Raw genomic sequence first — 20,332 nt, forward strand, 5'->3', positions numbered from 1 at the left:
TTGGTCGTAGTAAGCGACCCCGCAGGCGGGCCACAGACAACGGCAAGGAGAGAGAGGTTAATTCGGATAGCATAATTTTTGTCTTGGAATGGTTGACTTTCAACGCCCCATAGAAGGCTGTTATGGCGATGCCACGGGTGACACAGGGGGAACTGATCGACGTTCGACCGCTCGGTGACGCACTGCGGGATTCGAAATCCGTCACGCTCATGCGCTCGGATCACCTGGAGGTGGTTCGGCTTGTGCTTGCGGCGGGCAAGCATATTCCCGAGCACCGGGCGCCCGGAGAAATAACCGTGCAGTGTCTCGAGGGCGTCGTTAAGTTCGGCACCGGCGCGGGAGCCCAGCTGATGCACAGCGGGGATATGCTATTTCTGCTGGCCGGGGAGCCCCATTGGCTCGAGGCCGTGGAAAACGCCTCGGTACTGGTAACCCTTTATCTCCCCCATGGTCGTTAGGTTGGCCGGTTCGGTCTGCGGGGGGACCGCCGTAGACCCGGCCCGCAAGGCAATAGCGAGGCAAGCATGAGCGAGCAGCCACGCATTGAGTTCCTCATCGAACGCGACGGGCTCCCGCAGGCCACCGACTGGGTGCACCGCACGATGCATATCTATCGCCGTGCGGTGCTCACCAGGGGACATTTCGCGCGCACCCATCCTTACCGGCACCGCTTCATCATTGCGTATCTGGAATTCAGGAGATGGTTACGAACGGGTTCCACCGCCCGGCCGGCGTGACGGCGGGTCTCGAACCTCTTTCATGGCGGCGTCAACAGCGGCACGCCGGGCTGGATTGAGTGCGACGATGTCGACTGCGAACGTCCGCGTTTTTCGCAGAAGGTGAATGATGGAAAACTCAATGTATCCGCAGCCCGGTCCGGAAATGGCGAGACGACGCCGGGAGCTTGCACCCGACGCGCTCGCTGCGTTCCGGGCTTTCAGCAGCAGCGTGTTTGCCGACGGCGCCCTGCCAGCGAAGACGAAACAGCTGATCGCTGTGGCCGTCGCACACGTGACGCAGTGCCCCTGGTGCATCCGTGGTCACACGAAAGAGGCCTTGAAGGCTGGAGCATCGGGGGCTGAGATCATGGAAGCGATCTGGGTCGCGGCCGAGATGCGTGCGGGTGCAGCTTACGCGCATTCGGCACTCGCGCTCGACGTGATGAAGCAGGAGGAGCAGTCGAGTGAGGCCCGCCATGACGACGAGCATCATTGACAACCTGATCGCCGAGCACCGGCGTCTGGAGCGACTCGTGCAACTCCTCGACCGTCAATCGCTGCTTCGCGACGCGCAGGCGGCAGCGAACGCTGCACTGCTCGTGGATGCCCTCTATTACCTCACGCGGTTTCCCGACGTGAACCACCATGCGCTGGAGGACCGCATCATCGGCAAGCTGCTCGAGAAGAAGGTACTGGCCCACGAACTGGGAAGCGAACTGTCGGCGCAGCACGAGACGCTGGCATTTCAGGGCCACGAATTGATTCAGGATCTCGAATCCATGGTGCGTGATGAAAATATGTCCAGGGAACTCCTTGAGTTTCGGATCCGGCTGTACGCGGAGCGACTGCGGCATAACATGGCCGTTGAGGAACTCACGCTGTTTCCCGTCGCGAGGCGTCATCTGGACTCCGGCGACTGGGCCTCAATCCTGCAGGCAAGCCCGACCCGGTCAGCCGACCCGCTTTTTCAAACGCCTGTCCATGAGCGCTTTGTGCAACTGCATCGTGTGATTGCTGCCGAAGCCGATTGCGGATGCCGCGAGGGCAACATGTAGAGCCACTGGCTGTGAAGGCAGGACAGCCAACCACCCGGGCGCTCCCGCTTTCGAGCTCAGGAGGGGTAACGGTCTTTGCGCCGGTCGATACCGGTCGCGACGTTCGTCGCGACCGGCCAAGGTTCCGGATGGACGGCGGGGGGATCGCTTGCCGGGAAGCTCTCCGCCCCGGCCTCGTCGATCAGGGCTTCGAGGTGATCCGCGCCCTGACGGGCCGCGCGCTCAATTTCATGAAGGATTTGCATGATGGGCCTCAATAATGGTCTCGACTGCGATCAAGGTTTGGCAAGACATCTTTCGATGCCCGGCGCGTCGTTTTGCAAAGCCGGACGACGAGAACGTCACCCAACGGCGTCACCTGAGGTTTGCCCCGGCACCTGCGACACTGGTCAATCTTGACCAGATTGCCGTTTAACAATGGCAGCAGGTCGGGCCACTCGATGCTGACCTGCCCGGGGGTGTGAGCAACGAGCATGAGCGTGGCAATCTCGTGCGGCGTCAACAACGGGAAATCTGTGGCGCAAGTGGGAGACGCACCGCATTCCAGCGCGGTCCGGCCTGAAGGCCGTGCTTGCCCATCCCGGTGGGTGTCGACATGGTTGACCGGTCGTGAGGCAATGCCGTCGATTTCGTAGTGCGTTTCCATCAATGTCCTCCTGGCCGATGTTCTGGCAAGCGCCCCTCAGGCGCGTACCCCAATGCCTCCAGGTGCGGTTTCCCCCGGAAGGACGCGGGGCCAACGTCTGTCGCCAGCTTTCGCAGCCCATCAATATCGAGAATCCTGAGATCCTTGCCACACGCGTGGATCAGCCGGCGCCGCTGCAATTTCGTTACTGTCCGGCTGACCGTTTCGAGCTTCAGTCCGAGGTAGCAGCCGATTTCCTCACGCGACATCTTCAGCGTAAATGCAGCAGCGGAGTAGCCGCGCGCCTGCCAGCGCCGCGACAGGTCGGCGAGAAAGGAGGCTACCCGCTCCTCCGCCGTCATGGTGCCGAGCAGCATCATGAGGGTGGACTCGCGCACGATCTCGGCGCCCAGCATCTGGTGCACATGGTGCTGGATCGTCTTTACTTCCCGACAGAGCATCTCCAGCAGGTCGAACGGCATCACGCACACGGCACTGTCTTCCAGCGCGATCGCCTCGCAGCTGTGTCTGCCGCTGGCAATGCCATCAATACCGAGCGTGTCGCCCACGATGGCAAAGCCCGTGATCTGCTCGTGCCCTTCGCGATGCATGACCACGGTCTTGAACGACCCTGTGCGGATCGCATAGATGCTCCGGAACGCGTCGCCCGGGCGATACAACGCGTGGCCGCGATGAACGATGCGTACGCACTGCACGACATCGTTGAGCCGCTCGTGGGCCCGCGCGTCAATGGGGCTGCGGGTGCACAGCGCGGCCATCGCGCACGTCTTGCAGCCGATTTCTGCCGCCCACCTCGCTTCCTCGTCCGGCCGCGCGAGCGGTTCACGATAAGGGGCAGGCGTAGCGCTTCTCTGGAGTACGGTTGTCGTCAACATGCTTTCCTCTGGCCATGAATATCCGGGTGAACGGATGCGTAGATCCACGCGGGCAATTCAATCCACGGCTTTCACCGCGAAGTCAATCACGATGTTGCCCGGTTCGCGCGCGACGTATCCGATCTCCACGCGCGGCCCGAAGTGATGCTCGATCTGCGCCAGGAGCGGCAGCGGGTCGTGATCGTTGACAAAGCGCATCACTTCGCCTGGCTCCAGCGCACCGAGCGCGCCAAAAATGGCCGCGTGGCGAAAACGTCTGGCAACGCCGCGGGCATCGAAAACGTACGGCCAGGAAAGAACGGGAAGGATGTCTGATGGATTATGCATGGCTGTTTCTCCTGAAAAGGCGGTTGATCGCGGCCGTCACTGCGGTGTAATGGTGCCAATGGTGCGTCGGGCCACCATGGCCGCGCTCAGCCTGGCCAGTTGCTGCCGGTCGAGGCACGCTTCGGCAAATGGAAAAATCTGGCTCTCCTCCAGGGCAATGTGCGCGCGGTAAGCGCCGGCGAAGTCAGCGACCCGGACCGGTTCGAGCGGTCTCGTTTTCCCTTCGGCGATATCGGCGAGCACGGTGCGCAATTGTGCCCACGACGCCTCCATGGATCGATGCTCGTCGAGCAGGGATGCGATCCGCTCACCCACCGGCGAGCACTGACGCTGACTGATCCCAAGCAGCACCGGAAAGAGATCCTGTTCCTCGTCAGCGTGATGATGCGGCGCGGCGAGGTCGAAATAGCGCATGATGTTCCGGGCTGCCTGCTGCGCCTGCGTATCCGCGCCGTGCGAAGGCAGGTGTGCCGCAAGCTTTTCGAGCGTCGTGCATTGCACCGCAATGCGCTCATGACACGCCCTCAGCATCTCAACGGGTTCATCAAAAGAAGGCGCGGGTTTGATCAGGAGGCTGTCAGACTTCATTTCGTACTCGCATCGTTTCGCTTCAGCCCGCCTTGCCGTCGATTCGCGGACGTGTCAGCCAGGGCCAGTATTGGCGCACGTACAGCGCGAACGCCGCGCACCAGCACAGGCCGGCGGCGTCGATCCACCCGGCGCTCCAGCGACTTGCGAGCAACGGGCCGGCAACGCGCAGGATAGCGGCGGCGATCACGAGGCAATAACAGGCAATCTCAGTTGACCCGGCGACGAGCTGACGCCCCGTATGTCCGAGCGCCGTACGCGTGATCATGGCGATGATCGCGCCGCCGAGCACACCGACGGTGAGGGCGTGCAGTGCAATGGAATGCGGCACCAGTCCGACCGCGCTCAGCGCCAGCAGGGCGAAGCCGAGTGGCAGCCACGCGTAGGCCACGTGAAGGATCGCGAGAATCGGCCGGCGGCCCACTTGCCACGAACGCCATCCCGCAAGCCGGATGCCATGGACCACCGCCGTCGCGACTGCCGCGCTGACGACAAGCCACGCGCTCGCGCCCATCGCGTCGAGCGCAAAAGCCAGCAGCGGCAACGGAACGGCCAGCGCCTCGATCGCGCGCCAGCGCCTGCACGCATAGCCAGGTACAGCGTTAGCCGTGAACGCCGGCGTGACGCGACCCGCGATGATGGCGACGAGCGTCACCAGCAGTCCAACAGCCGCGTCAGCAGAGCGCAGCGCCAGATCGGCCCGTCCCTGCAACACCCAGGCGTGAAACAGGATGTTCAGGAGGCCGAGCATGCCCAGCACGACGGGTACAAAGATATTGTGGCGGTTGCGTGCCGGCATAAGCACGCGCAGCAGGACGATCATCAGGACTGGCAGAAACGCCGAATCCACGATCGCGGCCAGCCGCTCCGGGCCGAACCCTACCGTGATGCGCCCCGCGAGCCACAAAAGCCATAACAGGGCCAACGGCCCGCCAGATGGTGTTTCGCGCGAGGTCCAGGCCCGCACCGCCGTCAGCAGAAAACCAGCGACGATGGCTGCGGCAAACCCGAAGATCATCTCGTGCGCATGCCACAGGATGCCGTTGAGTGACGTCATCCGGCCTGCCGGCACAATGCCATGCAGCGCGCCAAGCCAGACCAGCATGGCGAGCGCACCGAACAGCGCACCACCGAGATAAAACGGCCGGAAGCCGAGTCTCAGGACGGGCAGATCCGATGCCGGAATCGCGCAAGAAGAACGGTGCGGAAGATGCATTTTCATGACCGGACTCCTGCCCGGTGCCGCGTGGCACCTTGCGGGCGCGACACAACCACCGGTGCCAGTTGGCGACGGTCGGCCACGCCCAGGACAGAGGCCGCCACGGTGGGCGCTGCAATGGCCTCCCGCAACGTCATCGTGTCAAGTTCATGGAGGAACGCATCGACCGCCCGGTACAGCCTGCGCCTGAGGTTGCAGGCCGGGAAAATCGCGCAGTTGTGCGGGACAGTGGTGTCATGGCAACGCACGACGGAGAAATCCTTCTCGGCGACACGCACGATCTCCCCTACCGAGATCTGCTCGGGCGCGCGCGCGAGGCACGCGCCGCCGGTCCGGCCGCGCGTCGTCTCGATGAGACCGACCTGACTGAGTTCGTGAATGATCTTCGTCAGGTGATTGCGCGAGATCCCATAGGCCCCCGCGATTTCGTCGATCGTCGCAACGCCACCATCCGGGTACTTCAGGGCGAGGTACATCATCACCCGAAGCGTGTAATCGGTGTAGACGGTGAGGTGCATGGCGACTCCATCCTTGAAGCGGTCCGCTGGGGACCCAGGCGCGAGGCCAGTCAGCTTCGATTCGCACTTAACATGCATTTACCATACATCATTAAAGCCGGATTCACAATGACGCCGGGCGATTGATTCCATTTCCCGGCGCGTGATCCGTTCTGACCTCCGGATGCCCCCTCACGCTCGTGCCACGGCTGTCCCGAGGTGGTCAGCCATTGGGGGCTTTCTCATCGTGCGACCAATTGACCCGGATCGGATCCGGATGCCGGCCCCCGTGCTAAAACATACATAAGAAATACATTTTATCCGCCCGGTCTGCGCGGCGCCGGGTACCTCCCTCTTCTCGGTGACCCCGGAAGGAGCGCGTCATGCGATTGACGACCTGGCCTGCATCGCAATGCCTTCTCTCACGCCTATACCCGGGGTGGCGTCCTGCGCCGTCCCGGCTGTTTCCGAGCGTTCGCTTGATGGCGCCCCCAGGTCGCGGACCAGTCGCGCGTAGCAGCGCCATCCTGGGTCACATGCCGCGTCCCGGGCCTCGAACGCATCCACGACTGATCTTGCTGCGCGAGCACACCCCATTCGTCAGGGGCCAGCGACGTCCTTCTTTGGCCCGGGAAGTCGCACCTTCCAGCGGTTCTGTCGATGTCGCGCTGGTCTGGGACCCGCCGTGGTCGCCTGCCATGATGAGCGAGGCCGCGCGCGAGGTGCTCCACTGGCCCGAACATTGACGCTTCCGGTTTCTTTCATTGTGGCTGCAGTTTCATTCTGGAGTACGAATATGTCTACCATTGCCATCCCTGCCTCCGTGATCGTCGTCGACGTTGGTACGGTTGATCCACGTGATCGCCATTCCATGGTTTTCGACACGTTTGCGGGACTGGCCCCTGGCCAGGCGCTCGAACTCGTGTCGGACCACAATCCCGAACCGTTACTCGAGGAGTTCGTCGCCGAACTGCCGGACGGGTTCTGGTGGCGGGGCGAAAAGGATCCGAACAACCTCTGGCGCGTGCTGATTGTCAAACCCGAGACGGCGCTCGATTGACGGCAACGGCCATGCGTACCCTTGCGTTTCTGCGATCGGCAGCGGCCGCCACAGGTATCGCCGCTGTCCCGCTCCTCGCCTGCGCGGTGCTGACCGGGTTGGCGCGCCTCGGCGTGGTGGTGCCGGCGTTCGCGCTGACACGCGCAGCCTGGCACGGCGTGCTGATGATTCCGGTGTTTTTCGGCACCGTGATCAGCCTGGAGCGGGCGGTAGCCATGCAGCGCACGGCGCCTTATCTCGCACCGGCGGGCACGGTGGTTGCCGGAGCGGCGCTGCTGGCCGGTGCGCCAGTGCCACTCGTGCAGGCGTTGCTTGTGATCGCAGCCGGCATCCTGGTGGCTGCGAGCATTAGGCTCGCCTGGCGTCAACGCACGCTGTTTCTGTTCGTCCTGGCAGGCGCCGCAGTTTGCTCGGCGGTCGGCAATGGCGTGTGGCTGACCGTCGGTGACCTGTCGGCCGCGATACCGTGGTGGCTGTCGTTCCTGATCCTCACCATTGCAGGCGAGCGCCTCGAACTGACGCGCCTGCTGCCCGTGTCAAGATAGGGACCCCGGCAGTTCGTGATCATCGTCGTGGTCATACTTGCCGGTGCGACCGGTGCACTGTGGTGGCCCGACGGCTTCCTGCGTGTGTTCGCCGGCGGACTGCTGGCGCTGGCCGCATGGGTCGCACGCCATGACGTCGCCCGCCACACGGTGCGACAAAGGGGAGTGGTGCGCTTCATCGCAGTGTGTCTTTTGTCGGGCTATGGCTGGCTGACCGTTGGCGCGCTGCTGGGTCTCAGCGGTGCCTTCGCGCCCGGGCATGCCTGGCGGGATGCGGCGCTGCACGCGATCACGCTGGGGTTTGTGTTCTCGATGCTCTTCGGCCACGCGCCGCTCATCCTGCCGGCCGTGGTGCGCGAGCGCCTGGCGTACCACCCGAGCTTCTACGTCCCTCTCGCAGTGCTGCATGTCTCGCTTCTGGTGCGAGTGGCCGGCGGCTTGAGCGGAGCATTCTGGCTGCGCCAGGCAGGTGGACTCGCGAGCGCGGCGGCGCTCGTGCTCTTCGCGCTCACCTTACTGATCGGCGCATACCGAACCTGGCGACGAACAGTTTCCGGGGTCATGTCGAGCCGTTAGCGTGATGTCATCGCTGCCGCCCGCGGCACCGCGGAATCGGTCGCCGCGGACGGATGGCGGATCAATCAGACTTCTGTTCATGTCTGGTGGTCTTGCCTGGACGCATGCGCTACACGATCGATCTGCCTGCGCAGTATCTCGAAGCGCTCCAGCACGTCGTCGCCAAATAGCGGATCGGAGCCGGCCGGCACCGCCGCAGCTACTGCGGCCCAGTCCTCTCCCGTCAACACCTGTGCCGCACGAGGCATTACAACGCGCTCCTCGGTGGCAAGATGGTGACGATAGTACACAAGGTATGTCGCCGTGGCCGCCTCAAGATGCGACCGGGGGGTCAACACATCTTCCGCAATCTGCTTAAGGCAATTTAGTAGCTCCTCGCCCGCTGTCGCGATAACACGGTGCTCCTGGAGGAGCCGGTTTACCAGCAGTTGGACACCGGGATCCTGTTCAGCAAGCCGCGCGTACGCGACATCCTCCGGAGGATGGTGAACGCGATCAGCAAAATTCCGCATGTAGTAGAGGATATCGGACATGAGCGCATAGTCCGGGCGCTCTCCCTGATGGAATTCAGCAACCTGTTCCTCCAGGAGGTCGAGGAGTCGCGCGAAATTGACGTGCTCGGCATGCCATACGGCGAGTGAGTCTGCCATCATAGGCTCCGTTGAAATTGAATGACGGACGATAGAACGTTTGCTCGTTACTTCCTGGACGTCGGACCCAGCGTGAAATGTGCAATTCGGAAATTCGGCGGCGCGGCACACGCGCGACTGATACGACATAGCCCTGCCCCCATTACCCGACATCACGGTAATGTTCACCGCTTTGTATGGCGAACAATGCGACCATCGCTACGTAGCGTCAATGCGATGCCATGTGCGATCAATTCTTCCTGACTCGGCGGCATTGCAATGCGTACGTCGGCGACTGTGCGGAAAATTACAATCCGCTCGCCGCGGACCTCACCCACATTTATCCTCGAATCATGCCGATTGCGATGACTCAGTGCCTGGCTATATTCAGTGGCACTAACAGCAGCTTATCGCTCCGACTCAGCCTAGTTTCGCTGGCTGGCAAAACATTGAGATAGATCAAATCTTCACTGACAGCGGCCGACTTCGTTCTCGGACCGGGGGAATCTCCGCATTGCCGACGGGGAAGTCGACCTGGTGCTGCACAACCCCTCGCATAGTGTCTTCAGATCGGACAGCCTGCCGTTCTCCGGCAGTATGCTCGAGCACAGCCGGGACGCCATTGGGCGTGGCGAGCTCAAGGAGGCCAATCATCGTCTTGCAGGCATCGCGCTGCGTCAGCCGTACCTCGAACTGCTCCCACGTCCTGAAACAGGCCTCACGCGGAAACGTCGTGGTGGCCCACCGGAAACGAATGGCTTGACAGCCATTGCCCCGCCAGGCGGGTGACACCGCCACCCGTTAGCTTGCCCAATGTCGACCAACCCGCGCTCGCCGATGCACCTTTAAAAGTGAAGGTATACAGGGGCGCCGGGCTGCTGCTTACCGTCCATTTAACAAACTGGTGGTCGGCAAGTCGACTTTGCTTGCGCTCGCCAAGGAACATATCGTCGACCTGTTCGTCATCGGCGTGCGGCACTGGCACACGAATCACGCAGGCGAGATAAACTTTCTGAGAGGTGTACTCCGCGATCTGACGCGACGTCAGGGGGAATAACCATGAGCCGCCCGTCTGTCCGCTCTTCTCTTCCTGTCACCCACGCCCGTTCAGTCTGGCGATGGGTCAAGTGGGGTTTGCTCGTCGCGATTCTAGCGGCCATCGCTATCCTGGCGCACATCGTCCAGACCGAAATCGACACCTCGCGGCTGCAGGCGCGCTACCTCTCCGAGTTGACGCGCGACATCGGCTTCGCGGTCGAGCCCGGCGCGAGCCACAACATCCGTTTTCCCACGACGAATGGCCCTTACGATATCCGGCTTGGGTATGCGCAACTGCCTGCGTTCACCGACCGGTTCGAGCAGCGCGGTTTCGCAGTGGCCGCGCAGGCGCGCGATTCAGCGCGCATGATCGCGCTCGCCGACGAAGGCCTTTTCCTCCCTTATGAGGAAAAGGACCAGGCCGGCATCGTGCTGCGCGACGCGACCGGCGAGTTGCTGTTCCGCACGCGCTATCCGCAGCGCGCCTACGAAAACTTCGGAGCCGTGCCGCCGCTTGTGCGCGATTCGCTGGTCTTCATCGAAGACAAGTACCTGCTCGCCGCCGACCAGCCGAACCGCAATCCGGCCATCGACTGGGGGCGCTTCAGCCGCGCGCTCGTCGATCAGGGCTTGCGCCTCGTGAACAGGCACCAGCACACGCCGGGGGGCAGCACGCTCGCCACGCAGCTCGAGAAGTTCCGCCACTCCACGGGCGGGCGCACCGCCACTCCGCCAGAGAAGCTGCGCCAGATTGCGTCGGCCTCGGTGCGCGCCTATCTCGACGGTCCGCAGACGATGCCCGCGCGCCAGCAGATCCTCGTGCACTACCTGAATTCAGTGCCGCTTTCGGCGAGGCCGGGCGTGGGCGAGATCAACGGCATCGGCGACGGCCTCGCGGCCTGGTACGGGCGCGACTTTGGCGACGTCAACCGCATCCTGCGCGAGCCCATCTCGAACGCGACGCTCGACGAACAGGCGCTCGCGTTCCGCCAGGTGCTCTCGCTCCTGATCGCGCAGCGCGCGCCCTCGTATTTCCTGCAGAAGAACAACGACGCGCTGGCGAAGCTGACCGACAGCTATCTGCGTCTGCTCGCAAACGGCGGCGTGATTTCGCCCGCGCTGCGCGACGCCGCGCTGGCGACGCAGCTCACGCTCGACCGCTCGAAGCCCGCGCCGCGCCCGCCGGTCTCCTACGTCGAGCGCAAGGCGGTGCTCACGCTGCGCACGCAGCTGATGCAGGCGTTGGGCCTCAAGACGCTCTACGATCTCGACCGCCTCGATGTTTCGGCCACGTCCACGCTCGACGACGCCGTGCAGCAGGCCGTGAGCAACCGGCTCGCCGATGCCGCGACCATGGATGGCGCACGCGCGGCGGGGCTCGTGGGTTTCGAGATGCTGCGGCCTGCCGACGATCCCTCGAAGATCGCGTACAGCTTCACGCTGTTCGAGCGGCGCGGCGGCGAGAACCTCGTGCGCGTGCAGACCGATAGCGTGAACGAGCCGTTCGACATCAACTCCGGCGCGCGCCTGAATCTCGGCTCGACGGCGAAGCTGCGCACGCTCATTACGTATCTGCAGATCGTGAGCGCGCTGCACGCGAAGTACGCAAACGACGATGCGAAGACGCTGCGCGCGATGATTCCGCAGGTCGACCCAGGCGATGCGCTTACGCGCTGGGCGCTCGACTATCTCTCGACGACGCCCGACCGGTCGCTGCCTGCCATGCTCGAAGCGGCCGTGCAGCGCAAGTATTCGGCCAATCCGGGCGAGGTCTTCTACACGGGCGGCGGTGCGCAGACCTTCAATAATTTCGAGTCGAGCGACAACTCGCAGATCCTCACCGTGCAGCAGGCGTTCCAGCATTCGGTGAATCTTGTGTTCGTGCGGCTCATGCGCGACATCGTCCACTACGAGATGATCCAGACTTCGGGGCCACCCTCGGCTTACCTCGACGATCCGGCCGTGCGCAACCGCTACCTCACGCAGTTCGCCGACGGCGAAAGTCAGGTCTACATGCGGCGCTTCTACACGCGCTACGCAGGCAAGGGTAATGACGAGGCGCTGCAGATCCTGCTGCAGCACACCCGCAAGGGCCCGGCGCGGATCGCGACGGTGCTGCGCAGCGTGAACCCGAACGGCGACCAGGCATGGTTCAACGGCGTGATGCGCGCGCAACTGAAGAACACCCAGTTCCAGGGGCTCGACGACGCAGACCTCGCGAAGTACTACAACAAGTACGCGATCGACAAGTTCAACCTCAACGATCGCGGCTATATCGCGGGCATCCATCCGCTCGAACTGTGGCTGCTGAACGATCTGCGCGCCCATCCCGATGCGACGCTCGATCAGGTCCAGCAGCAAAGCCACGACGCGCGCCTCTATACCTACAGGTGGCTCTTCAAGACGCGCTATCACGCCACGCAGGACCGGCGCATCCGCCACATGATCGAGCTGAAGGCCTACGCCGCGATCGGCAGGTCGTGGCGCGCGCTCGGCTATCCGTTCGACAACATCACGCCTTCGTATGCCTCGGCGATCGGCGCGGCGGGCGACCGGCCGTCGGCGCTCGCGTATCTGATCGGCCTCGTCTCCGACAACGGCGAGAAGCTGCCGACGCATAGCTTCGAATCGCTCGACTTCGCGCGCGGCACGCCCTACGAGACGCGCTTCGTACACGCGGCCACGCCACCGCAGCCGCTCATCTCGCCGGAGATCTCGCAGGTGGTGCGCGAGCTGCTGACGTCGGTGGTGCAGGGTGGCACGGGCAAGCGGCTCGCCGACGGCATGACGTTCTCCGACGGCAGGACGCTGCAGGTCTATGGCAAGACCGGCACGGGCGATCAGCGCTTTAACGTCTATGCGAAGGGCGCACGCCTGATCGAGTCGCGCAAGGTAAACCGCTGTGCGACTTTCGTCTTCGTCATCGGCGACCGCTTCTACGGCGCGATCACCGCTTGGGCGCACGAGCCCTATGCGGCGCGCTACACGTTCACGAGCGCGATGGCGGTCCAACTGCTCAAGTCGATGACGCCTGTGCTGCAGCCGCTGCTGGAGGACAAGAACTCGCCGGCCGGCACGCTCAGGGCTGGAAGCGGCGCACAGGCGATGACGCCGAGCCATCCGTAGACGGGGCGACACGCATCGCGCGAGTTGAGCGCGTGCGTAACCACGCGCGGCGTCGAATTGGTCCAGTTCGGCGGCGGGATTATATTCGGATGTCGAACCCGTTCTGGCAAAGATGCATGTGAGCTGATGAAGTGCTGAACGTGAGGTCGTTCGCAAGCAGGCGCGCCTTCCTTGGCGGGTTGCCCGACGTGTTGGCGCAGATGCGCATTCCGTACAGTTCACCGTGTCGCAAAAACGTCTTCAAGTGCGCCGATACCATGGCCCTCCCGTGAGCGTTTCGCGAACAGCGACGCGTTCGCCCCTCAGGTGAAGCAGCCGTCACGCGGGAGATCCCGGAAAGGCTCACCTCATATTCGCTATCATACGTTCCTCCGCCAGACCTGCCCCCCGATCTCCCTACCAGCCCGCGACGTTGACCGCTAGCTCGAAGCTGCGGCACGCGAAAACACCCGACACAGCGACCAGTCGGCGATCCGCCATTTTGAAATTGAATGGGGCGGCTTCCTGTCGGCAAGCGCTGATGTGATCGCGCGGTACACCGTCGAACACGCCGCATCATTGTCAATCAATACGTTGCGCGCACGTCTTGCCGCAATTGCGCAGCGGCATCAGGCACAGTGCTTCCCCGACCAAGGCACCCCACCGCCCGAACCGCCGGTAATTGCATTGCCTGCTCCGTCACCGACGACAAGGACCGTGGCACCGAGGACCGAAACCCGTCTGGACCTGCACCTGGCAGGTCCACTTACTGAACGCAACAGCAAGTTCGTGCGGGCAGGTCAAAGGCGCGTCGATTCACGCCGCAACGAATACGAGATCGCAATGCCGTACGAATATGGCCTGTACACGGAGCGGGCGATCGCCGAGTTACGCGCAGAAATGCATTCCACTGCAGACTTCTGCAACTGCTGGATCGAGGGATCGCTGCACAATCCTGTGACCGATACGTATTGGGGATGAGAATGTTCGCTGCGGACTCAAGGACGCGCGAATGATTTCGACCGACGGGAAAAGGTGCATCTGTTGGAGGACTATCAGAAGCACCAGCAAGCCTGGCCGGGGTCGATCGCCCCGGGACGACAGGCGAACCCATAAGAAAAACAGACGTTACCGCGTTGGATCGAAATGATCCGGTGCATTTTTATAACCAAAAGGCTTATGACCGGAACCTTCCTTTCCTCGTCGTGGATCCCGGGAAGGCCATCATTCGAAACGCAAACGATTGCGGCCTCTGGCGTTCATGCCCAACACGCAGCACCGCAACGATCAATCAGACCCTCAATGTTTTCATCGCCCACTTTGCACTACGCAGTCGTATCCATTTAATTCATAATCGCCTGAACGCGAAACCTGGAGGTGCCATGAGTCATTTTCTGGATCGTCTGCGTTACTTCACTACTGCGAGACCGCAATTCGCGGACGGCCACGGCGCCGTTACCGATGAAGACCGAAAGTGGGAAGATGCTTATCGCACGCGCTGGGCGCACGATAAAATCGTGCGCTCCACGCACGGCGTCAATTGCACGGGCTCATGCTCATGGAAGATCTACGTGAAGGGCGGCATTGTCGCCTGGGAAACGCAGCAGACCGACTATCCGCGCACCCGCCCCGACATGCCCAACCACGAGCCGCGCGGCTGCTCGCGTGGCGCATCGTACTCGTGGTACCTCTATAGCGCGAACCGCCTGAAATATCCGCTCGTGCGCAGCGCACTCGTGAAGCTGTGGCGCGAGAAGCGCCGCACGCTCTCGCCCGTGGAAGCCTGGGCCGCGATCGTCGACGACGAAGAGGCGCGCAAGAGCTACCAGTCGCGGCGCGGCCTCGGCGGTTTCGTGCGCGCCGACTGGAGCGAGGTGACCGAGCTCGTCGCCGCGGCCAACGTCCATACGGTCAAGCGCCACGGTCCCGACCGCGTGGTCGGTTTCTCGCCCATCCCCGCCATGTCGATGGTCTCGTATGCGGCGGGCTCGCGCTATCTCTCGCTGATCGGCGGCGTGTGCCTCTCGTTCTACGACTGGTATTGCGACCTGCCGCCGGCCTCGCCGCAAACGTGGGGCGAGCAGACCGACGTGCCGGAATCGGCCGACTGGTACAACTCCTCGTTCATCATGCTGTGGGGGTCGAACGTGCCGCAAACGCGCACGCCCGACGCGCACTTCATGGTGGAGGCGCGCTATCGCGGCGCGAAGATCGTGTCGATCTTCCCCGATTACGCCGAAGGCGCGAAGTTCGGCGACATCTGGCTGCATCCCAAGCAGGGCACCGACGCCGCACTCGCGCTCGCGATGGGCCACGTGATCCTGAAGGAATATCATCTCGCCGGCAAGAGCGCGTATTTCGCCGATTATTGCCGCCGCTTCACGGACATGTCGTGCCTCGTCACGCTCACGGAACGCGACGGCCAGTACGTGCCCGATCGCTACCTGCGCGCCTCCGACTTCGCCGATTCTCTTGGCCAGACCAACAATCCCGACTGGAAGACCGTCGTGATCGATTCCGCGAACGGCGCGTTCGCGACGCCGCTCGGCTCGGCGGGCTTCCGCTGGGGCCAGCAGGAAGGCGGCGACCTCGGCAAGTGGAACCTGCGCGAGGAAAACGCCCAGGGCGCATCGCTCGTGCCGGCGCTCTCGCTGGTCAAGGGCCACGACCAGGTGGTGGACGTGGCGTTTCCGTACTTCGGCAACGTCGCGCACGCGCACTATTCGCATACCGATCACCAGTCGGTGCTGAGCCGCCGCATCGGCGTGCGCCGCGTGGCCACGCGCGACGGCGAGAAGCTCGTGGCCACCGTCTACGATCTCTTCATCGCGAACTACGGCCTCGATCAGGGACTCGGCGGCAAGGACGTCGCGCAAAGCTACGACGACGACGTGCCTTACACGCCCGCATGGCAGGAAGCGATCACCGGCGTGAAGCGCGCCGACGTGATCAATGTCGCGCGCCAGTTCGCGGAAAACGCGGACAAGACCCAGGGCAAGTCGATGGTGATCATCGGCGCGGGCATCAATCACTGGTATCACATGGACATGGCGTACCGCGCCATCATCAACATGCTGGTGATGTGCGGCTGCGTGGGCCAGTCGGGAGGCGGCTGGTCGCATTATGTCGGCCAGGAGAAGCTGCGCCCGCAAACGGGCTGGACCGCGCTGGCGTTCGCGCTCGACTGGAACCGTCCGCCACGCCAGATGAACGCGACGTCGTTCTTCTACGCGCACACCGACCAGTGGCGCTACGACCCGATGAACCCCACCGACCTGCTCTCGCCGCTCGCGGACAAGTCGGCGTATCACGGCGCGCCCATCGACTACAACGTACGCGCCGAGCGCATGGGCTGGCTGCCCTCGGCGCCGCAGCTCGGGTGCAATCCGCTCGAACTCGGGCGCGCGCTCGGCGACGCCACGCAGGCAGGCGCGGCAGTGGCGGGCAAGCTCAAGGACGGCAGCCTCAGGCTCGCCTGCGAGGACCCCGACAACCCCGCCTCGTTCCCGCGCAACCTGTTCGTATGGCGCTCCAATCTGCTCGGCTCGTCGGGCAAGGGACACGAGTATTTCCTCAAGCATTTGCTCGGCACCACTAACGGCGTGCAGGGCGAGGAAGTCGCGAAGAACGGCGCGGCGCGTCCCGAGGAAGTCGTCTGGCACGACGAAGCGCCGCGCGGCAAGCTCGATTTGCTCTGCACGCTGGACTTCCGAATGTCCACCACCTGCATGTACTCGGACGTCGTGCTGCCAACGGCCACGTGGTACGAGAAGGACGACATGAATACGTCCGACATGCATCCGTTCATTCACCCGCTCTCCGCCGCCGTCGACCCCGCATGGCAGGCGAAGAGCGACTGGGAAATCTTCATGGGCATCGCGAAGCGTTTTTCGGAGCTGAGCGTGGGGCACCTGGGCCGCGAGCGCGACGTAGTGCTCTCGCCGATCACGCACGACGCGCCGGGCGAGCTCGCGCAACCCTTCGGCGTGGCCGACTGGAAGCGCGGCGAATGCGACCCGGTGCCGGGCAAGACCATGCCGACGGTGACCGTGATCGAGCGCAATTACCCCGAGACGTATCACCGCTTTACCTCGCTCGGCCCGCTGATGGACAAGCTCGGCAACGGCGGCAAGGGCATCAGCTGGAATACCGAGGAAGAAGTTAAACAACTCGGTGACCTCAACTACCGCTACCCCAACGAGCCGGAGTCCGGCGACGCCGCAGGCCGTCCGCGCATCGAGACCGCGCTCGATGCGGCCGAAACGATCCTCTCGCTCGCGCCGGAGACCAATGGCGGGGTGTCCGTGAAGGCGTGGGAGGCGCTCGGCAAGATCACCGGCGTCGACCACGTGCATCTGGCCGAAGCGCGCGCCGACGAGAAAATCCGCTTTCGCGACATCCAGGCCCAGCCGCGCAAGATCATCTCGTCGCCTACGTGGAGCGGCATCGAATCGGAGCACGTGTCGTATAACGCGGGCTATACCAACGTGCACGAGCTGATCCCGTGGCGCACGCTGAGCGGCAGGCAACAGCTCTATCAGGACCACGAATGGATGCGCGCATTCGGCGAAGGGCTGTGCGTCTACAAGCCGCCCATCGACACCGGCAGCTACGCGCACATGCACGGCGTGCGCTCGAACGGCAATCCCGAGATCGCGCTGAACTTCATCACGCCGCACCAGAAGTGGGGCATCCATAGCACCTACACGGACAATCTGCTCATGCTCACGCTCTCGCGCGGCGGGCCGATCGTCTGGATCTCTGAGAAGGACGCCGCGCAGATCGGCGTGGTCGACAACGACTGGATCGAGTGCTACAACTCGAACGGCGCGCTGTGCGCGCGCGCCGTGGTGAGCCAGCGCATCCCGCGCGGCATGGTGATGATGTACCACGCCCAGGAAAAGATCGTGAACACGCCGAGTTCGGAAATCACCGGCACGCGCGGCGGCATTCACAACTCGGTCACGCGCATCTCGCTCAAGCCCACGCACATGATCGGCGGCTATGCGCAACTGGCCTACGGCTTCAATTACTACGGCACGGTCGGCTCGAACCGCGACGAGTTCCTGCTCGTGCGCAAGATGAAGAAGATCGACTGGCTCGACAGCGAAGAAACGCCCGTAGGCAACCTGCCGTCCCCCGTCAATGCGCCAGTCAATGCGGCCGCCCGCGAAGGAGAAACGTCATGAAGGTGCGCGCACAGATTGCGATGGTGCTGAACCTCGACAAGTGTATCGGCTGCCACACTTGCTCGGTCACCTGCAAGAACGTCTGGACGAGCCGCGAGGGCATGGAGTACGCGTGGTTCAACAACGTCGAAACCAAGCCCGGCATCGGCTATCCGAAGGAGTGGGAGAACCAGGAGAAGTGGCGCGGCGGCTGGACGCGCAAGGCCGACGGCAAGATCGAGCCGCGCCAGGGCAGCAAGTGGCGCCTGCTCGCGAAGATCTTCGCCAACCCGCATCTGCCCGAGATCGACGACTACTACGAGCCGTTCACCTTCGATTACGCGCATCTGCAGGAAGCCGGCAACACCAGGGCGATGCCGGTCGCGCGGCCGCGCTCGCTCGTGAGCGGCGAGCGTATGGAAAAAATCGAATGGGGGCCGAACTGGGAAGAGATTCTGGGCGGCGAGTTCGAGAAGCGCGCGAAAGACTATAACTTCGAGAACGTGCAGAAGGACATCTACGGACAGTTCGAAAACACCTTCATGATGTACCTGCCGCGCCTGTGCGAGCACTGCCTCAATCCGGCGTGCGTGGCCTCCTGCCCCTCCGGCTCGATCTACAAGCGCGAGGAAGACGGCATCGTGCTGATCGACCAGGACAAGTGCCGCGGCTGGCGCATGTGCGTGTCCGGCTGCCCGTACAAGAAGATCTACTACAACTGGAAGAGCGGCAAGGCCGAGAAGTGCATCTTCTGCTATCCGCGCATCGAGGCGGGCCAGCCCACGGTGTGCTCGGAAACCTGCGTGGGACGCATCCGCTATCTGGGCGTGCTGCTCTACGACGCCGACCGCATCGAGCAAGCCGCGAGCGTGGCCGACGAGAAGGACCTCTATCAGGCCCAGCTCGACGTGTTCCTCGATCCGTTCGATCCGGCCGTGATCGAGCAGGCCGCGCGCGACGGCGTTCCGCAGGCGTGGATCGACGGCGCGCAGCGCTCGCCGGTCTACAAGATGGCGATCGACTGGAAGATCGCGTTCCCGCTGCACCCCGAATACCGCACGCTGCCGATGGTCTGGTACGTGCCGCCGCTCTCGCCCATCAACTCGGCCGCGAACAGCGGCGACCTCGGCATGAACGGCTATCTGCCCGACGTGGAGGCGCTGCGCATTCCGCTGCGCTATCTGGCGAATCTGCTGACCGCCGGCGACGAGCAACCCGTAAAGGTGGCGCTCGAGCGCATGCTCGCGATGCGTGCGTTCATGCGTGCGCGTCACGTGGACCGCGTCGATGCCACCCAGGTGCTCGATCAAGCGGGGCTTTCGCTGCATCAGGTCGAGGAGATGTACCGCTATCTCGCGATCGCGAATTACGAAGACCGCTTCGTGATTCCCACCACGCACCGCGAATATGCGGAAGACGCCTTCGATCTGCGCTCGGGTTGCGGCTTCACGTTCGGCAACGGCTGCTCGGACGGCCGCAGCGAGGCGAGCCTGTTCGCGCCCAAGACCGGCTCGCGCCGTATTCCGATTCAGGAGATCTGAATGTTTGCGCCACGCCCTCCCAATCGCCTCACGTTCCGGCTGCTTGCCGCGTGCCTCGAGTACCCGACCGAAGCGCTGATCGGCGCGCTCGACGAGGCGCGCGAACTCGTGCAAGGCGAACGCGCGCTGCGCGGCGAGACGCGCGAGCATCTGCTGCGCTTTCTCGACTATCTCGGCTCGCGCGACCTGCTCTCGCTCCAGGAGAACTACGTTGCGCTGTTCGACCGCGGCCGCGCCACCTCGCTGCATCTGTTCGAGCATGTGCACGGCGAGTCGCGCGAGCGCGGCCAGGCGATGATCGACCTGAAGCAGATGTACGAGCGCCATGGCCTGCTGCTCGGCCCCGATCAGCTGCCCGACTACCTGCCGGTATTCCTCGAATATCTGTCGATCCTTGAAGCCGGCGAGGCGCGCTCGCTGCTCGGCGAAACCCTCGCGATTCTGCAGGCGATCACTGCCGAGCTGAGCCGCCGCAACAGCCACTATGCGTATGTGACCGGCGCGGTGCTCGCGCTCGCGGGCAACACCTTGGGTGACATCGAAGCGGCGCTGCCCGAAGAAGCGCACGACGACGACGCGAACGCGCCGCACGACGGCCAGGATCTCGATGCGCTCGATGCTGCGTGGAGCGAGGAGCCGGTGAAATTCATGGGCAATGCGCAGCCCGCGGTGGCGCCGGTGGAGTTCCATGCGCGCCGGCCGTCGCGCTGAAAGCCGCACCTGTACACCGCGCGGCCTGCCGCG

At 63.6% G+C, this 20,332-nt stretch carries 19 protein-coding genes and 1 pseudogene; 11 read left to right on the forward strand and 9 right to left on the reverse strand.

Going from position 1 to position 20,332, the window contains the following annotated elements:
• Positions 1–122 precede the first annotated feature (122 nt).
• The 4 genes from L5014_RS32200 (at position 123) to L5014_RS32215 (ending at position 1,774) form a co-directional block, all read left to right on the forward strand.
• The gene (locus tag L5014_RS32200) at positions 123–458 is read left to right on the forward strand and encodes a cupin domain-containing protein (protein ID WP_238467844.1); all 336 of its coding nucleotides are present in this window, start codon (positions 123–125) and stop codon (positions 456–458) included.
• A 66-nt stretch (positions 459–524) separates the two neighbouring features.
• Positions 525–737, forward strand: coding sequence for a hypothetical protein (locus L5014_RS32205; protein WP_238467845.1), 213 nt, complete (start codon positions 525–527; stop codon positions 735–737).
• 121 nt (positions 738–858) lie between these two features.
• Positions 859–1,215 carry a carboxymuconolactone decarboxylase family protein gene (locus L5014_RS32210; RefSeq protein ID WP_238467846.1) on the forward strand — a complete coding sequence of 119 codons (357 nt, stop codon included), beginning with the start codon at positions 859–861 and terminating at the stop codon, positions 1,213–1,215.
• Positions 1,196–1,774, forward strand: coding sequence for a hemerythrin domain-containing protein (locus L5014_RS32215; RefSeq protein ID WP_238467847.1), 579 nt, complete (start codon positions 1,196–1,198; stop codon positions 1,772–1,774). Before L5014_RS32210 ends, L5014_RS32215 begins: the two co-directional genes overlap by 20 nt.
• A 56-nt stretch (positions 1,775–1,830) precedes the next feature.
• Here L5014_RS32215 and L5014_RS32220 read toward each other — a convergent pair whose 3' ends face one another.
• From L5014_RS32220 to L5014_RS32250, 7 genes are read right to left on the reverse strand one after another with little or no spacing between them, the layout of a single operon-like run.
• Complete coding sequence (locus L5014_RS32220) at positions 1,831–2,019, reverse strand: hypothetical protein (protein WP_238467848.1); 189 nt, start codon at positions 2,017–2,019, stop codon at positions 1,831–1,833.
• A gap of 8 nt (positions 2,020–2,027) precedes the next feature.
• Positions 2,028–2,420 carry a hypothetical protein gene (locus tag L5014_RS32225; RefSeq protein WP_238467849.1) on the reverse strand — a complete coding sequence of 131 codons (393 nt, stop codon included), beginning with the start codon at positions 2,418–2,420 and terminating at the stop codon, positions 2,028–2,030.
• Positions 2,420–3,295: a helix-turn-helix domain-containing protein gene (locus L5014_RS32230; protein WP_238467850.1), complete on the reverse strand. Its 876-nt coding sequence runs from the start codon at positions 3,293–3,295 to the stop codon at positions 2,420–2,422. The genes L5014_RS32225 and L5014_RS32230 overlap by 1 nt, the downstream gene beginning before the upstream one ends.
• A 57-nt stretch (positions 3,296–3,352) precedes the next feature.
• Positions 3,353–3,622: a DUF2249 domain-containing protein gene (locus L5014_RS32235; protein ID WP_238467851.1), complete on the reverse strand. Its 270-nt coding sequence runs from the start codon at positions 3,620–3,622 to the stop codon at positions 3,353–3,355.
• 36 nt (positions 3,623–3,658) lie between these two features.
• On the reverse strand, positions 3,659–4,210 hold the full coding sequence (locus L5014_RS32240) for a hemerythrin domain-containing protein (protein WP_338019364.1): 552 nt from the start codon (positions 4,208–4,210) through the stop codon (positions 3,659–3,661).
• Positions 4,211–4,232: 22 nt separating this feature from the next.
• Positions 4,233–5,426 (reverse strand): NnrS family protein, encoded by a 1,194-nt coding sequence (locus L5014_RS32245; protein WP_238467879.1) that lies wholly within the window; start codon positions 5,424–5,426, stop codon positions 4,233–4,235.
• Positions 5,427–5,428: 2 nt separating this feature from the next.
• The gene (locus L5014_RS32250; protein ID WP_238467852.1) at positions 5,429–5,947 is read right to left on the reverse strand and encodes an RrF2 family transcriptional regulator; all 519 of its coding nucleotides are present in this window, start codon (positions 5,945–5,947) and stop codon (positions 5,429–5,431) included.
• Positions 5,948–6,722: 775 nt separating this feature from the next.
• Here L5014_RS32250 and L5014_RS32255 point away from each other — a divergent pair.
• Positions 6,723–6,986, forward strand: coding sequence for a DUF2249 domain-containing protein (locus L5014_RS32255; RefSeq protein ID WP_238467853.1), 264 nt, complete (start codon positions 6,723–6,725; stop codon positions 6,984–6,986).
• Between the two features lie 11 nt (positions 6,987–6,997).
• Positions 6,998–8,107: pseudogene (locus L5014_RS39090) on the forward strand (hypothetical protein).
• 77 nt (positions 8,108–8,184) lie between these two features.
• On the opposite strand, the gene L5014_RS32270 reads toward L5014_RS39090, so the two are convergent.
• Positions 8,185–8,760: a hemerythrin domain-containing protein gene (locus L5014_RS32270; RefSeq protein ID WP_338019365.1), complete on the reverse strand. Its 576-nt coding sequence runs from the start codon at positions 8,758–8,760 to the stop codon at positions 8,185–8,187.
• A gap of 694 nt (positions 8,761–9,454) precedes the next feature.
• Positions 9,455–9,715, reverse strand: a complete 261-nt coding sequence (locus L5014_RS32275) for a hypothetical protein (protein ID WP_238467882.1) — start codon at positions 9,713–9,715, stop codon at positions 9,455–9,457.
• A gap of 80 nt (positions 9,716–9,795) precedes the next feature.
• On the opposite strand from L5014_RS32275, the gene L5014_RS32280 reads away from it, so the two are divergent.
• From L5014_RS32280 to narJ, 5 genes are all read left to right on the forward strand, one after another.
• Positions 9,796–12,900, forward strand: a complete 3,105-nt coding sequence (locus L5014_RS32280) for a transglycosylase domain-containing protein (protein ID WP_238467856.1) — start codon at positions 9,796–9,798, stop codon at positions 12,898–12,900.
• Positions 12,901–13,422: 522 nt separating this feature from the next.
• Positions 13,423–13,860 carry a hypothetical protein gene (locus tag L5014_RS32285; protein ID WP_238467857.1) on the forward strand — a complete coding sequence of 146 codons (438 nt, stop codon included), beginning with the start codon at positions 13,423–13,425 and terminating at the stop codon, positions 13,858–13,860.
• A gap of 401 nt (positions 13,861–14,261) precedes the next feature.
• A complete protein-coding gene (locus L5014_RS32290; protein ID WP_238467858.1) occupies positions 14,262–18,068 on the forward strand; it encodes a nitrate reductase subunit alpha in 3,807 nt (1,268 codons plus the stop codon).
• Positions 18,065–19,588, forward strand: coding sequence for a nitrate reductase subunit beta (narH, locus tag L5014_RS32295; protein WP_238467859.1), 1,524 nt, complete (start codon positions 18,065–18,067; stop codon positions 19,586–19,588). Before L5014_RS32290 ends, narH begins: the two co-directional genes overlap by 4 nt.
• The gene (gene narJ, locus L5014_RS32300) at positions 19,589–20,299 is read left to right on the forward strand and encodes a nitrate reductase molybdenum cofactor assembly chaperone (RefSeq protein WP_238467860.1); all 711 of its coding nucleotides are present in this window, start codon (positions 19,589–19,591) and stop codon (positions 20,297–20,299) included.
• Positions 20,300–20,332 lie beyond the last annotated feature (33 nt).

The organism is Paraburkholderia tagetis (assembly GCF_022213065.1).
Lineage (GTDB): Bacteria > Pseudomonadota > Gammaproteobacteria > Burkholderiales > Burkholderiaceae > Paraburkholderia > Paraburkholderia tagetis.

Bases quoted from the DNA above. Each gene is read 5' to 3' on its own strand.
- L5014_RS32215 (WP_238467847.1), top strand. From the start codon at position 1,196: ATGACGACGAGCATCATTGACAACCTGATCGCCGAGCACCGGCGTCTG.
- L5014_RS32280 (WP_238467856.1), top strand. From the start codon at position 9,796: ATGAGCCGCCCGTCTGTCCGCTCTTCTCTTCCTGTCACCCACGCCCGT.
- L5014_RS32205 (WP_238467845.1), top strand. From the start codon at position 525: ATGAGCGAGCAGCCACGCATTGAGTTCCTCATCGAACGCGACGGGCTC.
- L5014_RS32270 (WP_338019365.1), bottom strand. From the start codon at position 8,760: ATGATGGCAGACTCACTCGCCGTATGGCATGCCGAGCACGTCAATTTC.
- narJ (WP_238467860.1), top strand. From the start codon at position 19,589: ATGTTTGCGCCACGCCCTCCCAATCGCCTCACGTTCCGGCTGCTTGCC.
- L5014_RS32240 (WP_338019364.1), bottom strand. From the start codon at position 4,210: ATGAAGTCTGACAGCCTCCTGATCAAACCCGCGCCTTCTTTTGATGAA.
- L5014_RS32250 (WP_238467852.1), bottom strand. From the start codon at position 5,947: ATGCACCTCACCGTCTACACCGATTACACGCTTCGGGTGATGATGTAC.
- L5014_RS32210 (WP_238467846.1), top strand. From the start codon at position 859: ATGTATCCGCAGCCCGGTCCGGAAATGGCGAGACGACGCCGGGAGCTT.
- narH (WP_238467859.1), top strand. From the start codon at position 18,065: ATGAAGGTGCGCGCACAGATTGCGATGGTGCTGAACCTCGACAAGTGT.
- L5014_RS32235 (WP_238467851.1), bottom strand. From the start codon at position 3,622: ATGCATAATCCATCAGACATCCTTCCCGTTCTTTCCTGGCCGTACGTT.
- L5014_RS32255 (WP_238467853.1), top strand. From the start codon at position 6,723: ATGTCTACCATTGCCATCCCTGCCTCCGTGATCGTCGTCGACGTTGGT.
- L5014_RS32245 (WP_238467879.1), bottom strand. From the start codon at position 5,426: ATGCATCTTCCGCACCGTTCTTCTTGCGCGATTCCGGCATCGGATCTG.
- L5014_RS32200 (WP_238467844.1), top strand. From the start codon at position 123: ATGGCGATGCCACGGGTGACACAGGGGGAACTGATCGACGTTCGACCG.
- L5014_RS32230 (WP_238467850.1), bottom strand. From the start codon at position 3,295: ATGTTGACGACAACCGTACTCCAGAGAAGCGCTACGCCTGCCCCTTAT.
- L5014_RS32220 (WP_238467848.1), bottom strand. From the start codon at position 2,019: ATGCAAATCCTTCATGAAATTGAGCGCGCGGCCCGTCAGGGCGCGGAT.
- L5014_RS32225 (WP_238467849.1), bottom strand. From the start codon at position 2,420: ATGGAAACGCACTACGAAATCGACGGCATTGCCTCACGACCGGTCAAC.
- L5014_RS32290 (WP_238467858.1), top strand. From the start codon at position 14,262: ATGAGTCATTTTCTGGATCGTCTGCGTTACTTCACTACTGCGAGACCG.